This window comes from Rhodococcus sp. PBTS 1 (assembly GCF_001620025.1).
In the GTDB taxonomy this organism is placed as follows: Bacteria; Actinomycetota; Actinomycetes; order Mycobacteriales; family Mycobacteriaceae; genus Rhodococcoides; species Rhodococcoides kroppenstedtii.
The window spans coordinates 3,821,876-3,838,354 of sequence record NZ_CP015219.1 but is presented as its reverse complement, the minus strand read 5'-3'; the positions used below and the strand labels follow the sequence as shown (position 1 = coordinate 3,838,354).

14 protein-coding genes and 2 tRNA genes are annotated in these 16,479 nt (G+C 70.4%); 7 read left to right on the top strand and 9 right to left on the bottom strand.

Annotated features, from left to right (window positions below):
• Positions 1–186: 186 nt before the first annotated feature.
• Positions 187–1,485, bottom strand: coding sequence for a PucR family transcriptional regulator (locus A3Q40_RS17675; RefSeq protein ID WP_068104203.1), 1,299 nt, complete (start codon positions 1,483–1,485; stop codon positions 187–189).
• A gap of 522 nt (positions 1,486–2,007) precedes the next feature.
• Here A3Q40_RS17675 and A3Q40_RS17670 point away from each other — a divergent pair.
• Positions 2,008–3,024, top strand: a complete 1,017-nt coding sequence (locus tag A3Q40_RS17670) for an alpha/beta hydrolase (protein ID WP_068104201.1) — start codon at positions 2,008–2,010, stop codon at positions 3,022–3,024.
• Here A3Q40_RS17670 and hisC read toward each other — a convergent pair.
• Positions 3,021–4,085 carry a histidinol-phosphate transaminase gene (hisC, locus tag A3Q40_RS17665; protein WP_068104199.1) on the bottom strand — a complete coding sequence of 355 codons (1,065 nt, stop codon included), beginning with the start codon at positions 4,083–4,085 and terminating at the stop codon, positions 3,021–3,023. The two genes, A3Q40_RS17670 and hisC, sit on opposite strands and share 4 nt — an antisense overlap.
• A gap of 71 nt (positions 4,086–4,156) precedes the next feature.
• Between hisC and A3Q40_RS17660 the strand changes: the two genes are divergently transcribed.
• The 5 genes from A3Q40_RS17660 to A3Q40_RS17640 all read left to right on the top strand — a co-directional run bounded on the left by A3Q40_RS17660 (position 4,157) and on the right by A3Q40_RS17640 (position 7,543).
• Positions 4,157–4,864, top strand: coding sequence for a dienelactone hydrolase family protein (locus A3Q40_RS17660; RefSeq protein ID WP_068106554.1), 708 nt, complete (start codon positions 4,157–4,159; stop codon positions 4,862–4,864).
• Positions 4,865–4,978: 114 nt separating this feature from the next.
• A tRNA-Ser gene (locus A3Q40_RS17655) sits at positions 4,979–5,068 on the top strand.
• Positions 5,069–5,120: 52 nt separating this feature from the next.
• Positions 5,121–5,193, top strand: a tRNA-Arg gene (locus tag A3Q40_RS17650).
• Between the two features lie 93 nt (positions 5,194–5,286).
• Positions 5,287–5,949, top strand: coding sequence for a TetR/AcrR family transcriptional regulator (locus A3Q40_RS17645; RefSeq protein WP_068104197.1), 663 nt, complete (start codon positions 5,287–5,289; stop codon positions 5,947–5,949).
• A 181-nt stretch (positions 5,950–6,130) separates the two neighbouring features.
• Positions 6,131–7,543: a lipase family protein gene (locus A3Q40_RS17640; RefSeq protein ID WP_371831490.1), complete on the top strand. Its 1,413-nt coding sequence runs from the start codon at positions 6,131–6,133 to the stop codon at positions 7,541–7,543.
• Here A3Q40_RS17640 and A3Q40_RS17635 read toward each other — a convergent pair.
• The 5 genes from A3Q40_RS17635 to A3Q40_RS17615 all read right to left on the bottom strand — a co-directional run bounded on the left by A3Q40_RS17635 (position 7,474) and on the right by A3Q40_RS17615 (position 12,163).
• Entirely contained in the window at positions 7,474–8,832 is a 1,359-nt protein-coding gene (locus A3Q40_RS17635; protein ID WP_069972984.1) for an MFS transporter, read from the bottom strand. The genes A3Q40_RS17640 and A3Q40_RS17635 overlap by 70 nt on opposite strands.
• A gap of 79 nt (positions 8,833–8,911) precedes the next feature.
• Positions 8,912–9,280, bottom strand: coding sequence for a fluoride efflux transporter FluC (locus tag A3Q40_RS17630; protein WP_068104195.1), 369 nt, complete (start codon positions 9,278–9,280; stop codon positions 8,912–8,914).
• Positions 9,277–9,696 (bottom strand): fluoride efflux transporter FluC, encoded by a 420-nt coding sequence (locus A3Q40_RS17625; RefSeq protein WP_068104192.1) that lies wholly within the window; start codon positions 9,694–9,696, stop codon positions 9,277–9,279. Before A3Q40_RS17625 ends, A3Q40_RS17630 begins: the two co-directional genes overlap by 4 nt.
• Positions 9,697–9,815: 119 nt before the next feature.
• On the bottom strand, positions 9,816–10,676 hold the full coding sequence (locus A3Q40_RS17620; RefSeq protein ID WP_068104190.1) for an LLM class flavin-dependent oxidoreductase: 861 nt from the start codon (positions 10,674–10,676) through the stop codon (positions 9,816–9,818).
• Positions 10,677–10,702: 26 nt separating this feature from the next.
• The gene (locus A3Q40_RS17615) at positions 10,703–12,163 is read right to left on the bottom strand and encodes an aminotransferase class I/II-fold pyridoxal phosphate-dependent enzyme (RefSeq protein ID WP_068104188.1); all 1,461 of its coding nucleotides are present in this window, start codon (positions 12,161–12,163) and stop codon (positions 10,703–10,705) included.
• 70 nt (positions 12,164–12,233) lie between these two features.
• Here A3Q40_RS17615 and A3Q40_RS17610 point away from each other — a divergent pair, with 70 nt between their 5' ends.
• Positions 12,234–15,044 carry an FAD-binding and (Fe-S)-binding domain-containing protein gene (locus A3Q40_RS17610; protein WP_068104186.1) on the top strand — a complete coding sequence of 937 codons (2,811 nt, stop codon included), beginning with the start codon at positions 12,234–12,236 and terminating at the stop codon, positions 15,042–15,044.
• A gap of 13 nt (positions 15,045–15,057) precedes the next feature.
• Here the strand turns inward: A3Q40_RS17610 and A3Q40_RS20480 are convergent, their stop codons facing one another.
• Together A3Q40_RS20480 and A3Q40_RS17600 are read right to left on the bottom strand one after the other, a co-directional pair.
• Positions 15,058–15,489 (bottom strand): tautomerase family protein, encoded by a 432-nt coding sequence (locus A3Q40_RS20480; RefSeq protein ID WP_068104184.1) that lies wholly within the window; start codon positions 15,487–15,489, stop codon positions 15,058–15,060.
• 53 nt (positions 15,490–15,542) lie between these two features.
• Entirely contained in the window at positions 15,543–16,436 is an 894-nt protein-coding gene (locus tag A3Q40_RS17600) for an alpha/beta hydrolase (RefSeq protein WP_068104182.1), read from the bottom strand.
• Between the last annotated feature and the right edge of the window lie 43 nt (positions 16,437–16,479).

Here is a 16,479-nt window from a genome sequence, read left to right as displayed (position 1 = left end):
TTGCGGAAGCCCGAGCAGGTTCGCGTGGACGCCGCCCGACACCCCACCTGCGCAGCTTGCAGCCACCTGCACCGGTTGCAACCCGTGAGGGTGGTGGAAACCCGAGCAGCTGCCGCCCCGAGCCCAGCCCCGAACGCACCTCGGCCCCCTCACCACAGGGGGCGAGGGGGCCGAGGAGGGGAACGGTCAGCGCTTGCGCGCCGTCTTGGCCGCCGCAGCGGCAGCGCTCTGGGCGTTCTTCGCGTTCTCGAGCCCGCGCGCCACGATGGCCGCCTGCAGGTAGCGCAGGCCCGACGGAATGGACGGGTCGATCCCGGTGAGCTGGCCGATGCGCTTGAGGCGATAGTCGACGGTGTTCGCGTGAACGAACAGGTGCCGGGCGGTGCGCTGGCGGTTCAGCTCGTGTCCGAGGTACGAGGTGAGGGTCTCGAGGAGCTCGGGGGCGTCGTCGAGCGGCTCGAGCGCGCGGAGCAGCTGCTCGCGACCACGTCCGGGACGGGTGAGCTGGTACTCGAGCACCAGGTCCTCGGTGCGGTAGAGCCCCGCGGGGCGGCCCAGCTGCCGGGCGAGCGAGAGCAGTTCGTACACGTGCTCGGCGGCGGCAGGGATGTCGTCGCGGTCGGAGGAGGTGACGGCGCCGGTGACGGCCACCTCGCCGGCGCGGGAGAGACGCTCGATCAGCGCGTCGACCCACTCGCGGTCGCGGGGTGCGGGGAGCAGGATGGTGCCGCCCTCGGTGCTCAGCAGCGCGAGGGGGGACTTGCCGCACGAGGTGGCCAGCTCGGCCTGGATGCGGCGCAGCTTGCGGCGGGCCGACACCGTGCGGTCGACGACGGGGTTGGCCTCGTCGGGGTGCTGCGGGAAGTGCAGTGCGAGGACGAGGTAGTCGTCGGCGAGGTCGATGCCGCACTGCTGGGCGGTGGCGGTGGCGTTCTTGCCGCCGCTGAGCAGCGTCGTGACGAGGGTGTGCGTGGCGGTGTGATGCTCGGAGGCCACGGACCGGTACTCGTCGACGTAGGCCATGGAGACCTCGGTGGTCACGGCCTCGAGCAGGGTGACCAGCACCAGAGAGTTGGCGGTGACGTCCTCGACCTTCTGGCCGGCCGTCTGGCGACCCACCAGGGTGAGTCCGTAGCGGAACCCGTCGTGGTAGGCGCGGAGAATGGCCCGGAGCGGGACGCCTTCACGGGCCCACCGCGCCGCGGCGTCGTGGACGTTGGCGAGATCCTTCTCGGACGGGGTGTTGCCGGACTCCAGCATGCGCACGGCGAGGCCGAGGCACTTGACGGTCACCTCCGTGACGTCGCCGTGCAGGAGTTCGCCCGGGAGAGTGCCGCAGGGCGTGTTGGCGGCGAAGTGGTCGACCAGATGACGGGCGACTCCGCGGAGGTCGCTGAGGGCCAGATTGTTCCCCTTGGTGCCGGCGATGAGCCCGGCTTCGACGTTGCTCGGAAGCGGGCTCGCGGCGGTCTTCGGTGTAGTCATCTGGCTCCCCCATGACTGTGTAGTTCATGCCGGTTGGGCTGGTTCTCGGTGTACGGTAACAACCCTTAACGGGGACGAAGATTGTTTTGGCGGATCGAACCAAGCGTCTTGTTTTCCGGCATTCATTCGAACTGCCCATCGAGTGTCCGTTGTCACACCCCCTGTGACCTGGTGTTATACCCTATTTCAACGACTGTTGAGTCCGCAACAATCGTTGAAAGTGCCCTTTTCGACTTGCATCTGCACAACGCAAACCGCGTCAAATTTGTGACTAAACACAGGGCGGTATCGAGACGGTAACGCATCGACAAGCGCCTGTACACGGTCCGACGGTCTCTTTCGCTGACTGCGCGCAGTGTTCCGGTCAGCTTTAACCGGCGTTGTGACCGATTCCAGGACCTGCGCGGATGCACTGGACAGGATTCTGGTGGTCCTTACTGCGCAGTAGCCTCGTCTGCGCCATGTATCGCACGGCTCGGGGCCGACGGCCCCTCATCGCCGGCCACGACGAAAGGGACCGACATGCGACGTCTCGCGGCCCTCGTCGGGGCGTGCTTGGCGACGACGACGCTCGCCGTGACCGCGCCGGCCGTCGCCACCGCCGATCCGGCCGGTCCGGTGGCGCTGGTGGGGGACACCGGTGCCCGCGTCGTCTCGGTCGCGATGCAGACCGACCGGCGAGCGATGGTCTCCGTGTTCTCTCCGTCCATGGGTCGGGACATTTCGGTCCAGGTTCTCCTGCCGGCCGATCGTTCCGCGCCTCGCCCGTCCCTCTACATGCTCGACGGTGTGAGCGCGGGCGAGGAGACGAACTACACCGAGAGCACGTGGACCGCCAAGACCGACGCGGTGGCCTTCTTCGCCGACAAGCCGGTCAACGTCGTTCTCCCCATCGGTGGCCGGGGCAGCTACTACGCGGACTGGCAGCGCCCGGATCCGGTGCTCGGGGTCAACATGTGGGAGACGTTCCTGACGCGGGAGCTCCCCCCGCTGATCGACGCACAGTTCTCCGGGAACGGCGTCGACGCGCTCATGGGACTGTCGATGGGCGCGCAGGGCGCGATGAACCTCATTGCCAAGCACCCGTCCCTGTACACCGGGGTCGCCGCGTTCAGCGGGTGCTACGACAACCGCAGCAACGAGACCAAGAACGCCGTGCGGACCACCGTGGGATCGACGGGCGGGGACGCGACCAACATGTGGGGGTCGAACTCCGACCCGGCATGGGCGGACAACGATCCGAGCCTGCGCGTGGACGCGTTGCGCGGCAAGCAGATCTACGTGTCGTCCGGCACGGGTCTGCCCGGCCCGTACGAGGCCGGCGGCTCACCGCTGGAAGAGCTGACGGACGCGCTTCTGGTCGGTGGCCCGCTCGAGGCGGCGGCCAATCTCTGCACCAACGGGTTCGTGGACACCCTGAACCGCGCGGGCGTGCCGGCGACCGTCGTGCGCAAGCCCTGGGGCACCCACTCGTGGCGGTACTGGCAGGACGAGATGCGGGCGTCCTGGCCCGTGATCGCCCGCGCTCTCGGGGTCTAGGCGGTCGCGACGTAACGGGTCGCGGCCGCGGCGGCGAAGTCGAGGAAGGCGTCGTTCTCGTGCGGGTCGCCCACGGTGACGCGGACCCCGTCGTCGCCGTACGCGCGCACCAGGATTCGTGCGTCGGTCGCGTCCGCCGAGAACGTGCCGGAGGCCGCGCCCAGCGGTAGCCAGACGAAATTCGCGAAGGAGTCGGCCACCTGGTAGCCGGCTTCGCGTAGGCCGTCGCGAAGGCGGGCCCGTTCGGCGACGACGATCTCCGTGCGGGAGAGCAACTCGTCGGACGCGGCGAGCGAGGCGATCGCCGCGCTCTGGGCGACCGAGCTGACGCTGAAGGCGGTGTGCACCTTCTTCATCGCGGTGACAACGGACGGCGCCCCGACGCCGTACCCGACGCGCAGACCCGCCAGGCCGTACGCCTTGGAGAACGTCCGCAGGACCATGACGTTGGGCCGCGTGCGGCCGACCTCGACCCCGTCGATCCGGCGGTCCGTGTACTCGAAGTACGCCTCGTCGAGCACCACCAGCACGTGCTCGGGGACGGTGTCGAGGAAGCGGTCGAGGTCCGCCGGGTCGACGACGGTGCCGGTCGGGTTGTTCGGGTTGCAGACGAACATCAGACGCGTCCGGTCGGTGACCGCGGCGGCCATGGCGTCGAGATCGTGGACGTCGTCGTCGGTGAGGGGGACACGCACGGCGGTGGCGCCGGCGACCAGGGTGACGATCGGGTAGGCCTCGAACGATCGCCAGCCGAACACCACCTCGTCGCCCGCTGAGCACGTCGCCTGCACCAGTTCCTGGCACAGCGACACGGACCCGCATCCGACGACGACGTTCGCCGACGGGACGTCGAGGAAGTCCGCGAGGGCGTCGGTCAGCGCGGTCGCGGCGTTGTCGGGGTACCGATTCACCCCGGCCACGGCGTCGGCGATGGCGTCTCGGACGCTCGGCAGCGGACCCGCCGTCGTCTCGTTGCTGGCGAGCTTGATCGCGCCCGCCACGGTGCGGCCCGGAATGTATCCGGGGATGGCGTCGAGGTCGGGGCGTGTGCGAGCGGTCACGACATCCGATTATGCGCGTCGGCCCGCCGCAGGCTCTCGCCAGATGCGCGCGGCAGTTCTACGGTGGTCCCATGACGGCATCGATCGAGGATTCGGCCCCTCTTCGCCGTGCGGACGACGGCACCGAGTCGGCCGAGCGTGTCCCGCTCACGACGTTCCGACCGGCGTCCACTCCGCGCGGCGGCATCGTCGTCCTGCACGAGTCGCGCGAATTCTCGCGCGCACTCCTGGACTTCATGAAGGCGCTCGCCGAGGACGGCTGGCTGGTGGCCGCTCCGCACCTCTTCCACCGCGCCGCGTCGGACGACGAGGTGTTCGGCGACGCGTTGTTCGAGGACTTCGACGCCACGGTGACGTGGTTGACCGGTCACGGCGTCTACGCCGACACCATCGGCGTCATCGGGTTCGACGACGCCGGGACGGCGGCGGCGCTGGTGGCCACCGACCGGCCCGTCGGTGCGGCGGTGAGCGTCGCCGCGCCCGGGATCGTCGAGCCGTTGACGCCGGACGCACGGGCGCTGCTCGAGGCGGCGCCGTCCCTGCAGGCGCCGTGGCTCGGTCTGTACGGCCAGGGCGACGAGCGCATCCCCGCGGCGCACGTCGACCGGCTGCGCGACGCCGTCGCCGAGGCGCCGGTGGCGACGCTCGTCGTGAGTTACGACGGCCTCGACCATCGTCCCGACGAGGTGTCGCCCGAGTCGGGGACGACGGCGGGGGAGGACGCGGTCGTCGACGCTCAGCGCCGCATCTTCGACTGGTTCGACAGCCACCTGCGCTGAGTCTTCGGGACCGCCGGGGCGCCGTCGGCCAGCGGTTTTGCGTCCGTTGTGGGGCATGTGTAGTCTTCTCTCTCGGCGGTTCGAAAGGACCGGTGCCCTTCGGAAGAAGGCTCAGGAGGCGTGCCAGAGCGGCCGAATGGGAGTCACTGCTAATGACTTGACCCTTCACCGGGTCCGGAGGTTCAAATCCTCTCGCCTCCGCCACCTTCGACTTCGGTCGGAGAACCCGGCTTCGGTCGGACACAACAGAAGACATGCGCCCGTAGCTCAACGGATAGAGCACTTGACTACGGATCAAGAGGTTAGGGGTTCGAATCCCTTCGGGCGCACAGAGATCCCCCCATCCGGCCCGGCCGGGTGGGGGGATCGTTTCGTTCTGCGTCCGGTCGGAGGCCCCACGCGGCCCCGGGTACGCTGCTGCGGTGAACGTCGCCGGTGACTCCGAACGCGTCTACGGTGGCCGGGCGCTGTCCGACCGGCGCGCCGAGCGTCGGCGCCGCTTCCTCGCCGCGGGTCTGGCGGTGATCGGCGAGAAGGGTTACGCCGCAACGTCGGTCGCGGACATCTGTGCCGCGGCGGGTCTCGCGCGCAGCCAGTTCTACGACGCGTTCCCGAACCGGGAGAAACTTCTGCTGGACGTGTACGACGCCGTGCAGGACGACGCCCGTGACGCCGTGATCGCCGCGTTGGCGGCGGTCGAGAACGGTGATCGACGCGCCCTGGTGACCGCCGCGATCACCGCCCTGATCGACTCGCTGGGCAGCGATCCCCGGCGAGCGCGTGTGTCGTATCTCGAGATGCTCGGGGTGAGCGATGCGGTGGAACAGCACCGCAGCCGTCGTCGCGCCGAGTGGGCGGCGTTCATCGAGGCGACGTTGCGGGGCGAACTCGGCGGAGACTTCGTCCCGCCGGGTGGTCACGAGTTCGCGGCGACGGCGTTCATCGGCGCGTTGACGGAATTGATCTCCACCTGGTCGCGTATGCCCGACCCGCGGCCTCCGGTCGACGGCATCGTCGACACGATGGTCGCCGTGCTCAGCGCCTTTGTTCCGGATCTGGACACACCGCACCGGATCGGTGACTGACGACGCGTCGTGACGCCGCGCAGCGTCGAGGGCCGGTGATTGTGTTTCGAACCACACCCGGTCTACAGTCCTCGCACGATCTCGGACACGCGTGTCCAAGATTGTGAGCCGTGCCGAGTCAGGTCAGCGTCGGGCGGGCGGCTCATGGCCGATCGCGGCCCGACGCGGAGATGAGTCACCGGTGGTCGTCGTCCTCCCTCGGTCCCGACGCGGGCGCATCACGGCGAGCATCGCCGTGCTCGCCGTGGCGTCGGCGCTGTCCGTCTCGCCGGCCGCCGCGGCACCGGCCGTCGCGCAACCGGCGATTCCGCCGGTGCCGGCACCGTTCGTGCCGAGCCCCGAGTACGACACGGAGTTCCACGACCCGCCGGCCGAGGTCGTCGCCGCGGCCGAGCCGGGCGAGATCATCGCCGCGCGTCCGGTGGAGCTCGGCACGCTGAACGTCCTCCCGACGCCGGTCGACGCCTGGCAGCTGGCCTACCGGTCGACCAACGGTCGGGGCGAGCCGATCCCGGCCGTGACCACCGTGGTCAGGCCGCGGGGCGACTCGGCCGAACCGCGGCCGTTGCTGTCGGTGCAGATGGCGGTCGACTCCCTCGCCGCGTACTGCTCGCCGTCGTACGTGATGCGGCAGGGCGCGGTGCCGTGGCCGGTGACCGGGGCGGTGACCTCGGGCGCGCAGTTCCTCGAGGTGCAGGCGGCGCTCGCCCAGGGGTGGGCGGTGTCGGTCCCCGACCATCAGGGTCCGAACAACGCCTTCGCGTCCGGTCCCGTCGCCGGCCGAATCACGCTCGACGGAATTCGCGCGGCCGAGAACTTCGCGCCGATGGACCTGCCCGGCGTCGCCACGAAGGTCGGCATGAGCGGCTACTCCGGCGGCGCGATCGCCACCGGCCACGCCGCCGAGCTGGCCGCGTCCTACGCACCCGAGCTCGACATCGTCGGCGTCACCGAGGGCGGTACCCCCGCGGAGGTCGCGGCGCTGGTGAACAACGCGAACAACGCCCTCGGCTCGGGCATCGTCGCCTCGGGCATCATCGGGGCGAGCCGAGAGGATCCGGAGCTGGCGCAGTTCCTGGACCGCACCATCGACCCCGCGGGGCGCGCTCTCTTCGCGGCGAAGGACAACCTCTGCGTCGGATGGTCGTCCGCGCTCCTGCCGTTCCTGAATCTGAAGGGGTTCCTGCGCACCGACGGAGATCCGTTGGAGGACCCCGTCGTTCGGCGGGCGCTGGGTCCGCTGACTCTCGGCGGCACGACCCCCGACATGCCGCTCTACGTGTACCACTCGAATCCGGACTGGCTGGTGCCGGTCGGTCCGGTGAACGCGATGGTGGACGCGTACTGCAGCCGTCCGGTAGCGAACGTCACCTATACGCGCGACCACTTCAGTGAGCACCTCAGCCTCGAGGTGATCGCGTTCCCCAGCGCGATCCTGTGGCTTCGGGACCGCTTCGCCGGTGTTCCGGCAGCACCGGGCTGCCGGACCACCGACGTCGGGTCCATGGCCTTGGACCAGCGCACCTACCCCGTCTGGGTCGATGCGGTGGGCGAGATCGTCGCGGGACTCTTCGGGGAGCCGATCGGGTCCTGACGGTTCTGCGTGCGGATCGAGCCGACCACGAGCGCGCCGGCCACGGCCACCACCGCGAAGGCGTAGAAGTTCACCTGGTACCCCATCGCCCACCCGGCGATGAGACCGCCGAGGAGAGGACCGCAGATCGCACCGATGCGGCCGATCCCGAGCGACCAGGCGAGCGCGGTCGCACCCAGCTTCTGCGGGTAGTGGGTGGCGCAGAAGCCACCCACCAGGATCTGGGTGCCGACGCTGCCGAGGCCGGCCACCGCGACCAGCAGGAACAGCAGCCCTGCAGGCAGATTCAGACTGATGAGGAAGATGGCGACGCAGGCGAGCAGGAACGACGCGGTGACCACCTTCTGCACGCCGATCCGGTCGGCGATGAAGGATGCGCTGATCGCGCCGACGATGGCGCCCAGGTTGAGCACCAGGAGGAACGCTAGCGAGCTCCCGAGCGCGAAGCCGGCGCTGCGCATGATCTGCGGGAGCCAGGTGTTGAGGCCGTAGACCAGCAGCAGGCCACAGAAGTTGGCGGCGGCGAAGAGGACGGTGGAGCGGCGCCACCGCGGGGTGAACAGTTCGCGCATGCTCGAGACCGGGGGCGCGGTGTCGACTGCTGCTGCTGCGGGAACCGGCGCGACGATGTCGTCGTAGACCAACCCGTGCCGAGCGGCGACGTCACGCGCCTCGTCCTCGCGGCCGGTGGCGGCGAGGTAGGACACCGACTCGGGCAGGTAGCGAACGACGATGGGCAGCAACGTGATCAGCGGGAGGGCGCCGAGGGCGTAGAGCACGCGGAAGTCGGTCTCGGGCAGCAGTGCGATCGCGAGGAGCGCAGCGCTCACACCGCCGACGGAGTAGCCGCTGAACATCACGGCGTTCGAGATCTGACGACGATGCTTCGGCGCGAACTCGACGGTGAGTGCGATGCAGGTGGGCACCACGCCGCCGAGGCCGATGCCGGTCAGGAACCGGAGGAAGCCGAAGACGACCTCGTTCGGGGCGAAGGCCGTCGCGAGCATGCAGAGGGAGAACCACGCGATGGACCCGATCATGATGCGACGTCGTCCGAACCGGTCGGTGACCAGGCCGACCGAGAGCGTGCCGAGCAGCATGCCGACCAGGGCGAGGCTGCCGATCAGGCCCGCGGAGCCCGTGTCGAGGTCCCATCCTTCGTAGGCGATCAGGGTGGGCACGGTCGACCCGTAGACCACCAGGTCGTACCCGTCGAAGACGATGGTGACGAAGCAGAGGGCGAGAATCAGCAGGCCGGACCGCTGTCTCGTGGGCTGGGGAGGCGTCATGGGCAGTTCCTCGTCTCGGGAGTGAGTGCGGTCACACTATGCAGCGATGGTGATGACCGTCAAGAAGACGGTATGGCACTCAGGCCCACGCCGCGACCGCAACGCCGCCGGCGCACGCGAGCACCGAGGCGACCAGGGTGCCGAGAACGCTCACCGCTGCGGCCCCGGACCGCCCCGAGTGTCCGAGCCGGACGGCCTGAACCATCGCCGTTCCGAATGTCGTGTAACCGCCGCAGAACCCGGTCCCGACGACGGTCTGCCAGGCGTCCGGAGCAGAGTGCTGCGCGACCGCTCCGGCGAGCACCCCGAGCAGGAACGAGCCCGACACGTTGATGCCGACGGTCGCCCACGGCACCGTGGTCGACCATCGGCGGCCGACCGCGGAGTCCACGCCGAACCGGGCGACCGCCCCCACGGCGCCGGCGAGTACGACGAGCACCGCGATCACGACGGGGCCCTCCGCACGGCCCCGGCCGTGGCGAGTCCCGCCCCGGCAGCGACGAGGCCCGCGACGATCGACGTCGCGGCGTAGGCCGCGGCGAGAGGGGCAGCGCCCTGCCGCATCGACTCCACGATCTCGAGCGCGAACGTGCTGTAGGTCGTCAGTGCGCCACAGAACCCGACGCCGAACAGCAGTCGGAGGCGACGGCGTGACCCGGTGTCCGGGCCACGCCGGGCCAACCCCTCGAGCAGAACGCCGAGAACGAAGGACCCGACGACGTTCACGATCGAAGTGCCGGTGGGCCAGCCGGTTCCGGTATGCGGCAGCGCGGACTCGACCGCGTACCGAACGCCGGTTCCGGCCGCGCCTCCCGCGGCGACCAGGCCCACCGAGACCGCCGCGCGGGCGGTGGAACCGGGCATGGACGGCTCCTCGGGGGTCGGACGGGTCCGTCGACGGTCGGCGGCGCCGATCAATCTACGCGCCGAGGCCCGACCGCCCGGTGGCGTTCCGACCCGTCGGGCCCGCGGGGATCACGCGGTCACCGCAGCTGGGCGGCCGCCTCCCCGATCACGGCGGTCCAGCCCTCGAGGTCCGGCTCGTCGTCGGTGGGGTGAGCGAGCACCGAGGTGATGCCCATCTCGCCGAGCCGAGCGAACTTCGCAGCGACCTCCCCGGCGTCGCCCGCGACGGCGATCTCGTCCGCGGACTCGAACCCCCAGCGGGAGGCCTCGGCGCGCAGACGGTCCGCCGCACCGGGTCCCACGGCGACCAGTCGCGGTGCAACGATCGGGTGATCGTCGGTCGACGCGGCCCCGCGGACCTCCGCGCAGGCGGCGCGGAGTCGGTCGTCGGTCAGGGCCGCCGAGAGCAGGGTGCCGTCCGCATGCGACGCCGCGAACCGCAGCGTCTTCGGCCCCTCCCCGCCGACCATCAGCGGCGCACCGGGGACGGGATACTGCAATCGCACCGCGTCGAGTCGAACAAACCGACCGTCGACGGTGACCTCCTCTCCGGCCAGCAGCGCGCGCAGCGTGGAGTGATACTCGTCCAACAGCGTCATGGGCGACGCGGCGCGGGACCCCACCTGCTCCATCCAGCGCTGCACCCCGTGGCCGACGCCGGGCAGGAAGCGGCCGGGAAAGAGGCGATGCAGCGACGCCACCTCCATGGCCGTCAGCGCGACGTTGCGCAGCGGCGCCGGCATGAGACCGAGCCCCACCCGGATACGGGACGTCGAGGCCAACGCCACGGCCGCGGTGGTCAGTCCGCCGTGGCTGAAACAGTCCTCCCACAGCCAGAATTCGTCGAGCCCCGCGGACTCCGCCGCGCGGGCTGCTGCCGGAAGACGGGTGGGATCGTGGGCGGGGGTGAAGACGGTGCCGATGGAGGGAGTCGTCATGAGTACCGAGCGTGGCACGAACGGGTTCAGCGAACCACCCGGAACGTCTCGAGGCTCGTGTCCGCAGCGTCCGGAATGTTCATGCCCGCGGCGACACCGGTGGTGAGGTAGTCGATCACACCCTCGGAAAGTTCCTCGCCGGGAACCACGGCAGGGATGCCGGGCGGGTAGGGCGTGATCTGTTCGGCGGCGACCCGTCCGACGGCCCTGGCGGCCGGAATGCACTCGGTCTCAACGAAGAACGCGTCTCGTGGCGTCATGACCGTGCGCAGGCTCAGATCCGCGGGATCGGGCAGATCGATTCGTGGCGCCTCGGAGAAGTCGGCTGCCGCGGAGGGGAGCTCGCGTAACGCCCGTACCAGTCTCGTCGCCGTCTCCCGGGTGTCCGCGAGCGAGAACGTCGCGAGAATGCGGCGGTGGTCGCTGAGGCCGACATCGAGGCGGTGTTCCCGGCGCAACCAGTCCGCGCAGGCGTAGCCGGTCGCTCCGGTCGCGGACACGTCGATCAGCACCTGGAGGCGGTCGAGTTCGTGCGACGCCTCGGCACCGATCAGTTCCTCGTCCATCACCTCGAGCCCGGCCACCGCTTCGATGTCCCGCCGCGCCCGATCGGCCACGGCGAGGGCGGCGCCCAGAATCTCGGTGCCGTGCTGGGCCATCTGACGTCGCCACCCGTCCATGGCCGCGTAGACGAGGACGTTGGGGCTCGTGGTCATCAGCAGGTCCGCGCACATGGCCACGTGCCGGTCGTCCACCAGATCGCCCTGGACGTGATAGACCGACCCCTGCTCGAACCCGGCGCCCATCTTGTGCACGCTGACCACGCAGATGTCGGCGCCCGCATCCATCGCCCAGGTGGGCAGCTCGTCGTGGAACGGCAGGTGCGCGCCCCATGCCTCGTCCACGATGAGCGGCTTCCCGCGTTCGTGGCAGACCTCGGCGATGCCGGCGATGTCCGCGCACGTGCCGTACGGACTCGGACTCACCACCAGGGCGCCCGCCGCGTCGGGGTTCTCCTCCCACGCCCGCCGCACCCGATCGGGGGAGGGGGGATGCGACAGGTGCAGGTCGGTGTCCCACCGGGGCGCTATCCACCGGGGAGTCACACCGCTGAAGATCAGTCCCGCGACGATCGACTTGTGACTGTCCCGCGCCACCAGGAGCCCACCCGGATCGTTGCCGGCGACCGCCATCATCGCCGCCTTCACGGACAGGGAACTGCCGCACGTCGAGAAGAACGCCGAGCGCGCTCCGACGGCGTCGGCCATCAGATTCTCGGCGTCGGTGAGGTACCCGTGCGACGACGATCGGTCGTCCACTCCGCCGGACGCCAGCAGGTCCGAGCGGAAGCTGTCCGCGCCGAGCACGTCGCGCACGCGGGGATCGACGCCGGCCCCGCGCCGGTGAGCGGGCGGCGTGAATCCGTACCGGTCCGCGCGGTGGTACGCCGCCACCGCGTCGAGGAAGGGTGCGCGTGACTGGTCCATGACCGAGCGGTACCCCCGACCCGAGTTCCAAACATCGGCGGGGTCGTGACGACGGCGTAGCGTCCGGGGTGTGAGGGAACCGGATCTGCTCGCCTCGGCGTTACGCGACGTCGGCGTGACCGACGTCCTGGTCGACGAGACCACGCGGGCCGCCTACTCCTCGGATGCGTCGCTCTACCGCGTCGTGCCGATGGTGGTCGCCCGGCCCCGCCACGTCGACGAGATCGACGCCGTCCTCGACGTGTGTCGCCGGACGGGCGTGCCGCTGACCACGCGCGGCGCGGGCACGTCGATCGCGGGCAACGCCGTCGGAACGGGCGTCGTGATGGACACCTCCCGGCATCTGCAGCGCATCGTGTCCGTCGATCCCGACGCCCGCACCGCGGTGGTGGAGCCCGGCGTCGTGCAGGCGGTGCTGCAGCGAGCCGCGGCGCCCCACGGCCTGCGTTTCGGTCCCGACCCCTCGACGTCGACGCGCTGCACCGTCGGCGGGATGATCGGCAACAACGCCTGCGGCACCCGGGCTCTCGGCTACGGCCGCACGTCGGACAACATCGCGGCGCTCGACGTCCTGACGGGCACGGGCGAGCGGCTGCACCTGGTGAGCGGTGCGACGCCGCCGGACTCCGCCACCGTGGATGCCCTGCGCGGTGTCGTGGGGCGCGGGTTGGCCACCGTCCGAACCGAATTCGGTCGCTTCGTCCGGCAGGTGTCCGGCTACTCGCTCGAGCACCTGCTGCCCGAGCGCGGCACCGACGTCGCCCGCATGCTGGTGGGGAGCGAGGGCACGCTCGCGATCACGCGGCTCGCCACGGTGCGACTCGTCGCGGAGCCGGAGCACCGCGTCCTGGTGGTCCTCGGTTACCCCGAAATGCCCGACGCGGGCGACGCGACGCCGAGTGTGTTGCGGTTCCGGCCCACCGCGTGCGAGGGCATCGACGCTCGCATCGTCGACGTGGTCCGGACCCGCTTCGGCGACGCCGCCGTCCCACCGCTCCCGGGCGGCGCGGCCTGGTTGTTCGTCGAGCTCGCCGGGGACGATCCGGACGAGGTGCTCGCCCGCGCCGACGAAGTGGCGCGCGGGTGCGGAGCCTCCGACAGTGCGGTCGTCACCGACACCGCGTCGGCGAATCGCTTGTGGCGCATCCGTGCCGACGGGTCCGGGCTCTCCGCCCGCAGTCCCATCGGCCGCCCGGCGCACGCCGGGTGGGAGGACACGGCCGTGCCACCGGAGCGGCTCGGCAGTTACCTGCGCGACTTCGAAGCCCTGATGGCCGATGCCGGGGTGACCGGATTGCCCTACGGCCATTTCGGTGACGGGTGCCTGCACATCCGTCTCGACTTCCCGCTGGACCGACGCGGGGGAGTGCGGGAGTTCCGCGAGTTTCTGCATGCCGCCGCCACCATGGTGTCCGCGTACGGGGGGTCGCTGTCCGGCGAGCACGGCGACGGACGCGCGCGCAGCGAACTGCTGCCGTTGATGTACTCGGGCGGCGCCCTCGATCTGTTCGCCGCGGTGAAGAACGTGTTCGACCCGGACGGCATTCTCAACCCGGGCGTGTTGGTCGATCCCCGACCGCTCGATGCCGACCTTCGCGTGCCGATGGCGCTGCCGTTGCGCCGCAGCGGATTCCGCTTCGACGAGGACGGCGGGGACGTTACGCAGGCCGTCCATCGCTGCACCGGAGTGGGCAAGTGCCGCGTCGACACCACGGCCGTCGGCGGCGTGATGTGCCCGTCGTACCTGGCGACACGGGAGGAGAAGGACTCCACCCGAGGCCGGGCGCGGGTGCTGCAGGAGATGGCCGTCGGCACGGTGGTGACCGAGGGTTGGCGTTCGCCCGAGGTGCACGACGCGCTCGATCTCTGCCTGTCCTGCAAGGGATGTGCGTCGGATTGCCCGACCGGGGTGGACATGGCGACCTACAAGTCGGAGATGCTGCACCAGAGCTACCGGCGGCGACTCCGGCCGGCGTCGCACTACGCGCTGGGCCGCCTGCCGCAGTGGGCGCGTCTCGCGAGCCGCGCCCCCGGTCTCGTCAACGCGGTACTGCGGTTCCCGCCCGTGCGGCGTGCGGCGCTCGCGGCCGCCGGCGTGGACCGTCGCCGCACGCTCCCGGCCTTCGCGACCGAGACGTTCCGCGAGTGGTTCGCCCGCACCGAGTCCGATCGATCGGCAGGTGGCGACCCCGTCGTCCTGTTCGTCGATTCCTTCACCGACCACTTTTCGCCCGAGGTCGGCATCGCCACCGTGCAGGTGTTGACGGCGGCGGGTTTCGCGCCGCGCATCACCGCGCGCCCGGTGTGCTGTGGACTGACCTGGATCACCACCGGGCAGTTGGACGCGGCCCGCCGCATTCTCCGGCGCACGGTCGACCGCCTGGGGAACGCTGCCGAGCCGGGAGTGCCGATCGTGGGCATGGAGCCGTCGTGCACCGCGACGCTCCGATCCGACGCGGCGGGTCTACTGGGAGCGCCCGCCACCGAGGCCGTCGTGAGCCGGGTCCGCACACTCGCCGAGCTGCTCACCGAGCGGGGTTGGGCGCCCCCGGACCTCACGGGCACCACCGTCGTGGCGCAGCCGCATTGTCATCATCACGCGGTGATGGGATGGGACACCGACGCCGGGCTGCTCCGCGCAGCGGGCGCCGAGGTGACCCGGCTGGGCGGATGTTGCGGTCTCGCGGGGAATTTCGGCGTCGAGAAGGGCCACTACGACGTGTCCCTCGCCGTCGCCGACCAGCATCTGCTGCCCGCGGTGCGCACGGCCGACGACTCCGCCGTCGTGCTGGCGGACGGCTACTCGTGCCGAACGCAGCTGTCGGACCTCACCGAGCGCCGGGGAGTGCACCTCGCGCAACTGCTCGCCGGGAACGGGTGACGGCCCACCCGACTCAGGTGCTCGTCAGTGGCGAGGGGGTGTTCTCCTCCCGCCACCGCGTCTCGTCGTCGGATCCGGTGGGGGGCGGCAGGATTCCGTTGATGGACCACATGGTGCGTGGTGTCTCGTCGCCGTGGACCTCGTAGTCGATCCCGCGTTCGGTGAGGTAGGACGCGAGCGAGGTGTCCACGACGGCCAACCACTGGCCGTGGATCTCGGCGCCGACGTGCAGCGCGATGTGGTCCATCCAGATGCGAACGAACTTCTCGGCCGGCTTGCCACCCATGTAGAAGTTCTCGGGCGGGTGGTCGTGGAAGAGAATGCTGACGTAGAACCGCGGCATCTCGCCGTACTTCTCGTACAGCCGGGTCACGATCGTGGCGATCCCCTGCTTGTCCTCGGGCGTGTAGAGCCCCTCGGGGGCGTGAATGTTCCACAGCGGCACGGCTTCGCTCCTGACTCGGACGGCGGGACGGGGGACGGGATCGATCGGGTTGGCTAGCCGACCGGGAGATGCTCGACGAACCAGTCGCGCGCAGCACCACCGGAGACGGTGAAATGGGTTGTGTACGTGTCGAAGTGACCGCCCTCGTGCACCACCAGCTTCTTCGGTTCCGGCGCGAGTTCGAACGCGTCGCGTTGGGGCGCCGGGAAGGTGCAGTCGTCGGTCTCGCCGATGATCATGAGGAACGGGTTGTCGCGCAGCGAGGGGAGCCAGGCCGCCGGTTCGAAGGAGAGCAGATGCTCGACCGACCGCAGCGTGACGACGTTGCGCCACGACGACTTCTGCTCGGTGAGGTCGATCCACGCCATGTCGACGGCGGACGGCAAGGCGCAGGTCACGGTCGGATCGTCCGAGAACACCGGGACCGTCGCCGCCTCGCCGCCGTCGAGTCGCTCCCCTCGATCGTCGACCAGCATCGCCCGCAGCGTCTCGATGCGCTCCGGCCCGAACAGCAGCGGGGCGTTGGCGCGGCCGCTGACGTTGGGGATCTGCGAGACGACCGGACCGACACGGGAATCCACGGCGGCGACGACCATGGCGAGTCCGCCGGCGAAGCTCGAGCCGAAGACTCCGACGGGACGGCTCGCGTCGACCTCGGGTAGCCGGAGCGCCACGGTGATGGCGTCTCGCCAGTCCGCGATCTGCGCGGCCGGGTCCACCTCGTAGCGCGGGACACCGTCGGAGGCGCCGAAGGACCGGTGGTCGTAGAGCAGCACCGCGAAACCGGCCTCGGCGAATGCCGCGGCGTAGTGGTCCAGTTGCTCCTTGATGCCGCTGAAACCGTGGGCCATGACGATGGCGGGCCGGGGAGGGCCGTCGGCCGGTGTGTGCACCACGCCCCGCAGGATCGTCCCGTCCTCGACCGCGAACTCGATGTCGCGCTTCATCGTTCACTCCCCCCCCTGTGGGCGGTCGACGATCGCCGCCCCG

Excerpts from the sequence above, each read along its gene's own strand:
- A3Q40_RS17675 (WP_068104203.1), bottom strand. The coding sequence starts at position 1,485 with ATGACTACACCGAAGACCGCCGCGAGCCCGCTTCCGAGCAACGTCGAA.
- A3Q40_RS17670 (WP_068104201.1), top strand. The coding sequence starts at position 2,008 with ATGCGACGTCTCGCGGCCCTCGTCGGGGCGTGCTTGGCGACGACGACG.
- A3Q40_RS17660 (WP_068106554.1), top strand. The coding sequence starts at position 4,157 with ATGACGGCATCGATCGAGGATTCGGCCCCTCTTCGCCGTGCGGACGAC.
- A3Q40_RS17635 (WP_069972984.1), bottom strand. The coding sequence starts at position 8,832 with ATGACGCCTCCCCAGCCCACGAGACAGCGGTCCGGCCTGCTGATTCTC.
- A3Q40_RS17625 (WP_068104192.1), bottom strand. The coding sequence starts at position 9,696 with ATGCCCGGTTCCACCGCCCGCGCGGCGGTCTCGGTGGGCCTGGTCGCC.
- A3Q40_RS17620 (WP_068104190.1), bottom strand. The coding sequence starts at position 10,676 with ATGACGACTCCCTCCATCGGCACCGTCTTCACCCCCGCCCACGATCCC.
- A3Q40_RS17615 (WP_068104188.1), bottom strand. The coding sequence starts at position 12,163 with ATGGACCAGTCACGCGCACCCTTCCTCGACGCGGTGGCGGCGTACCAC.
- A3Q40_RS17600 (WP_068104182.1), bottom strand. The coding sequence starts at position 16,436 with ATGAAGCGCGACATCGAGTTCGCGGTCGAGGACGGGACGATCCTGCGG.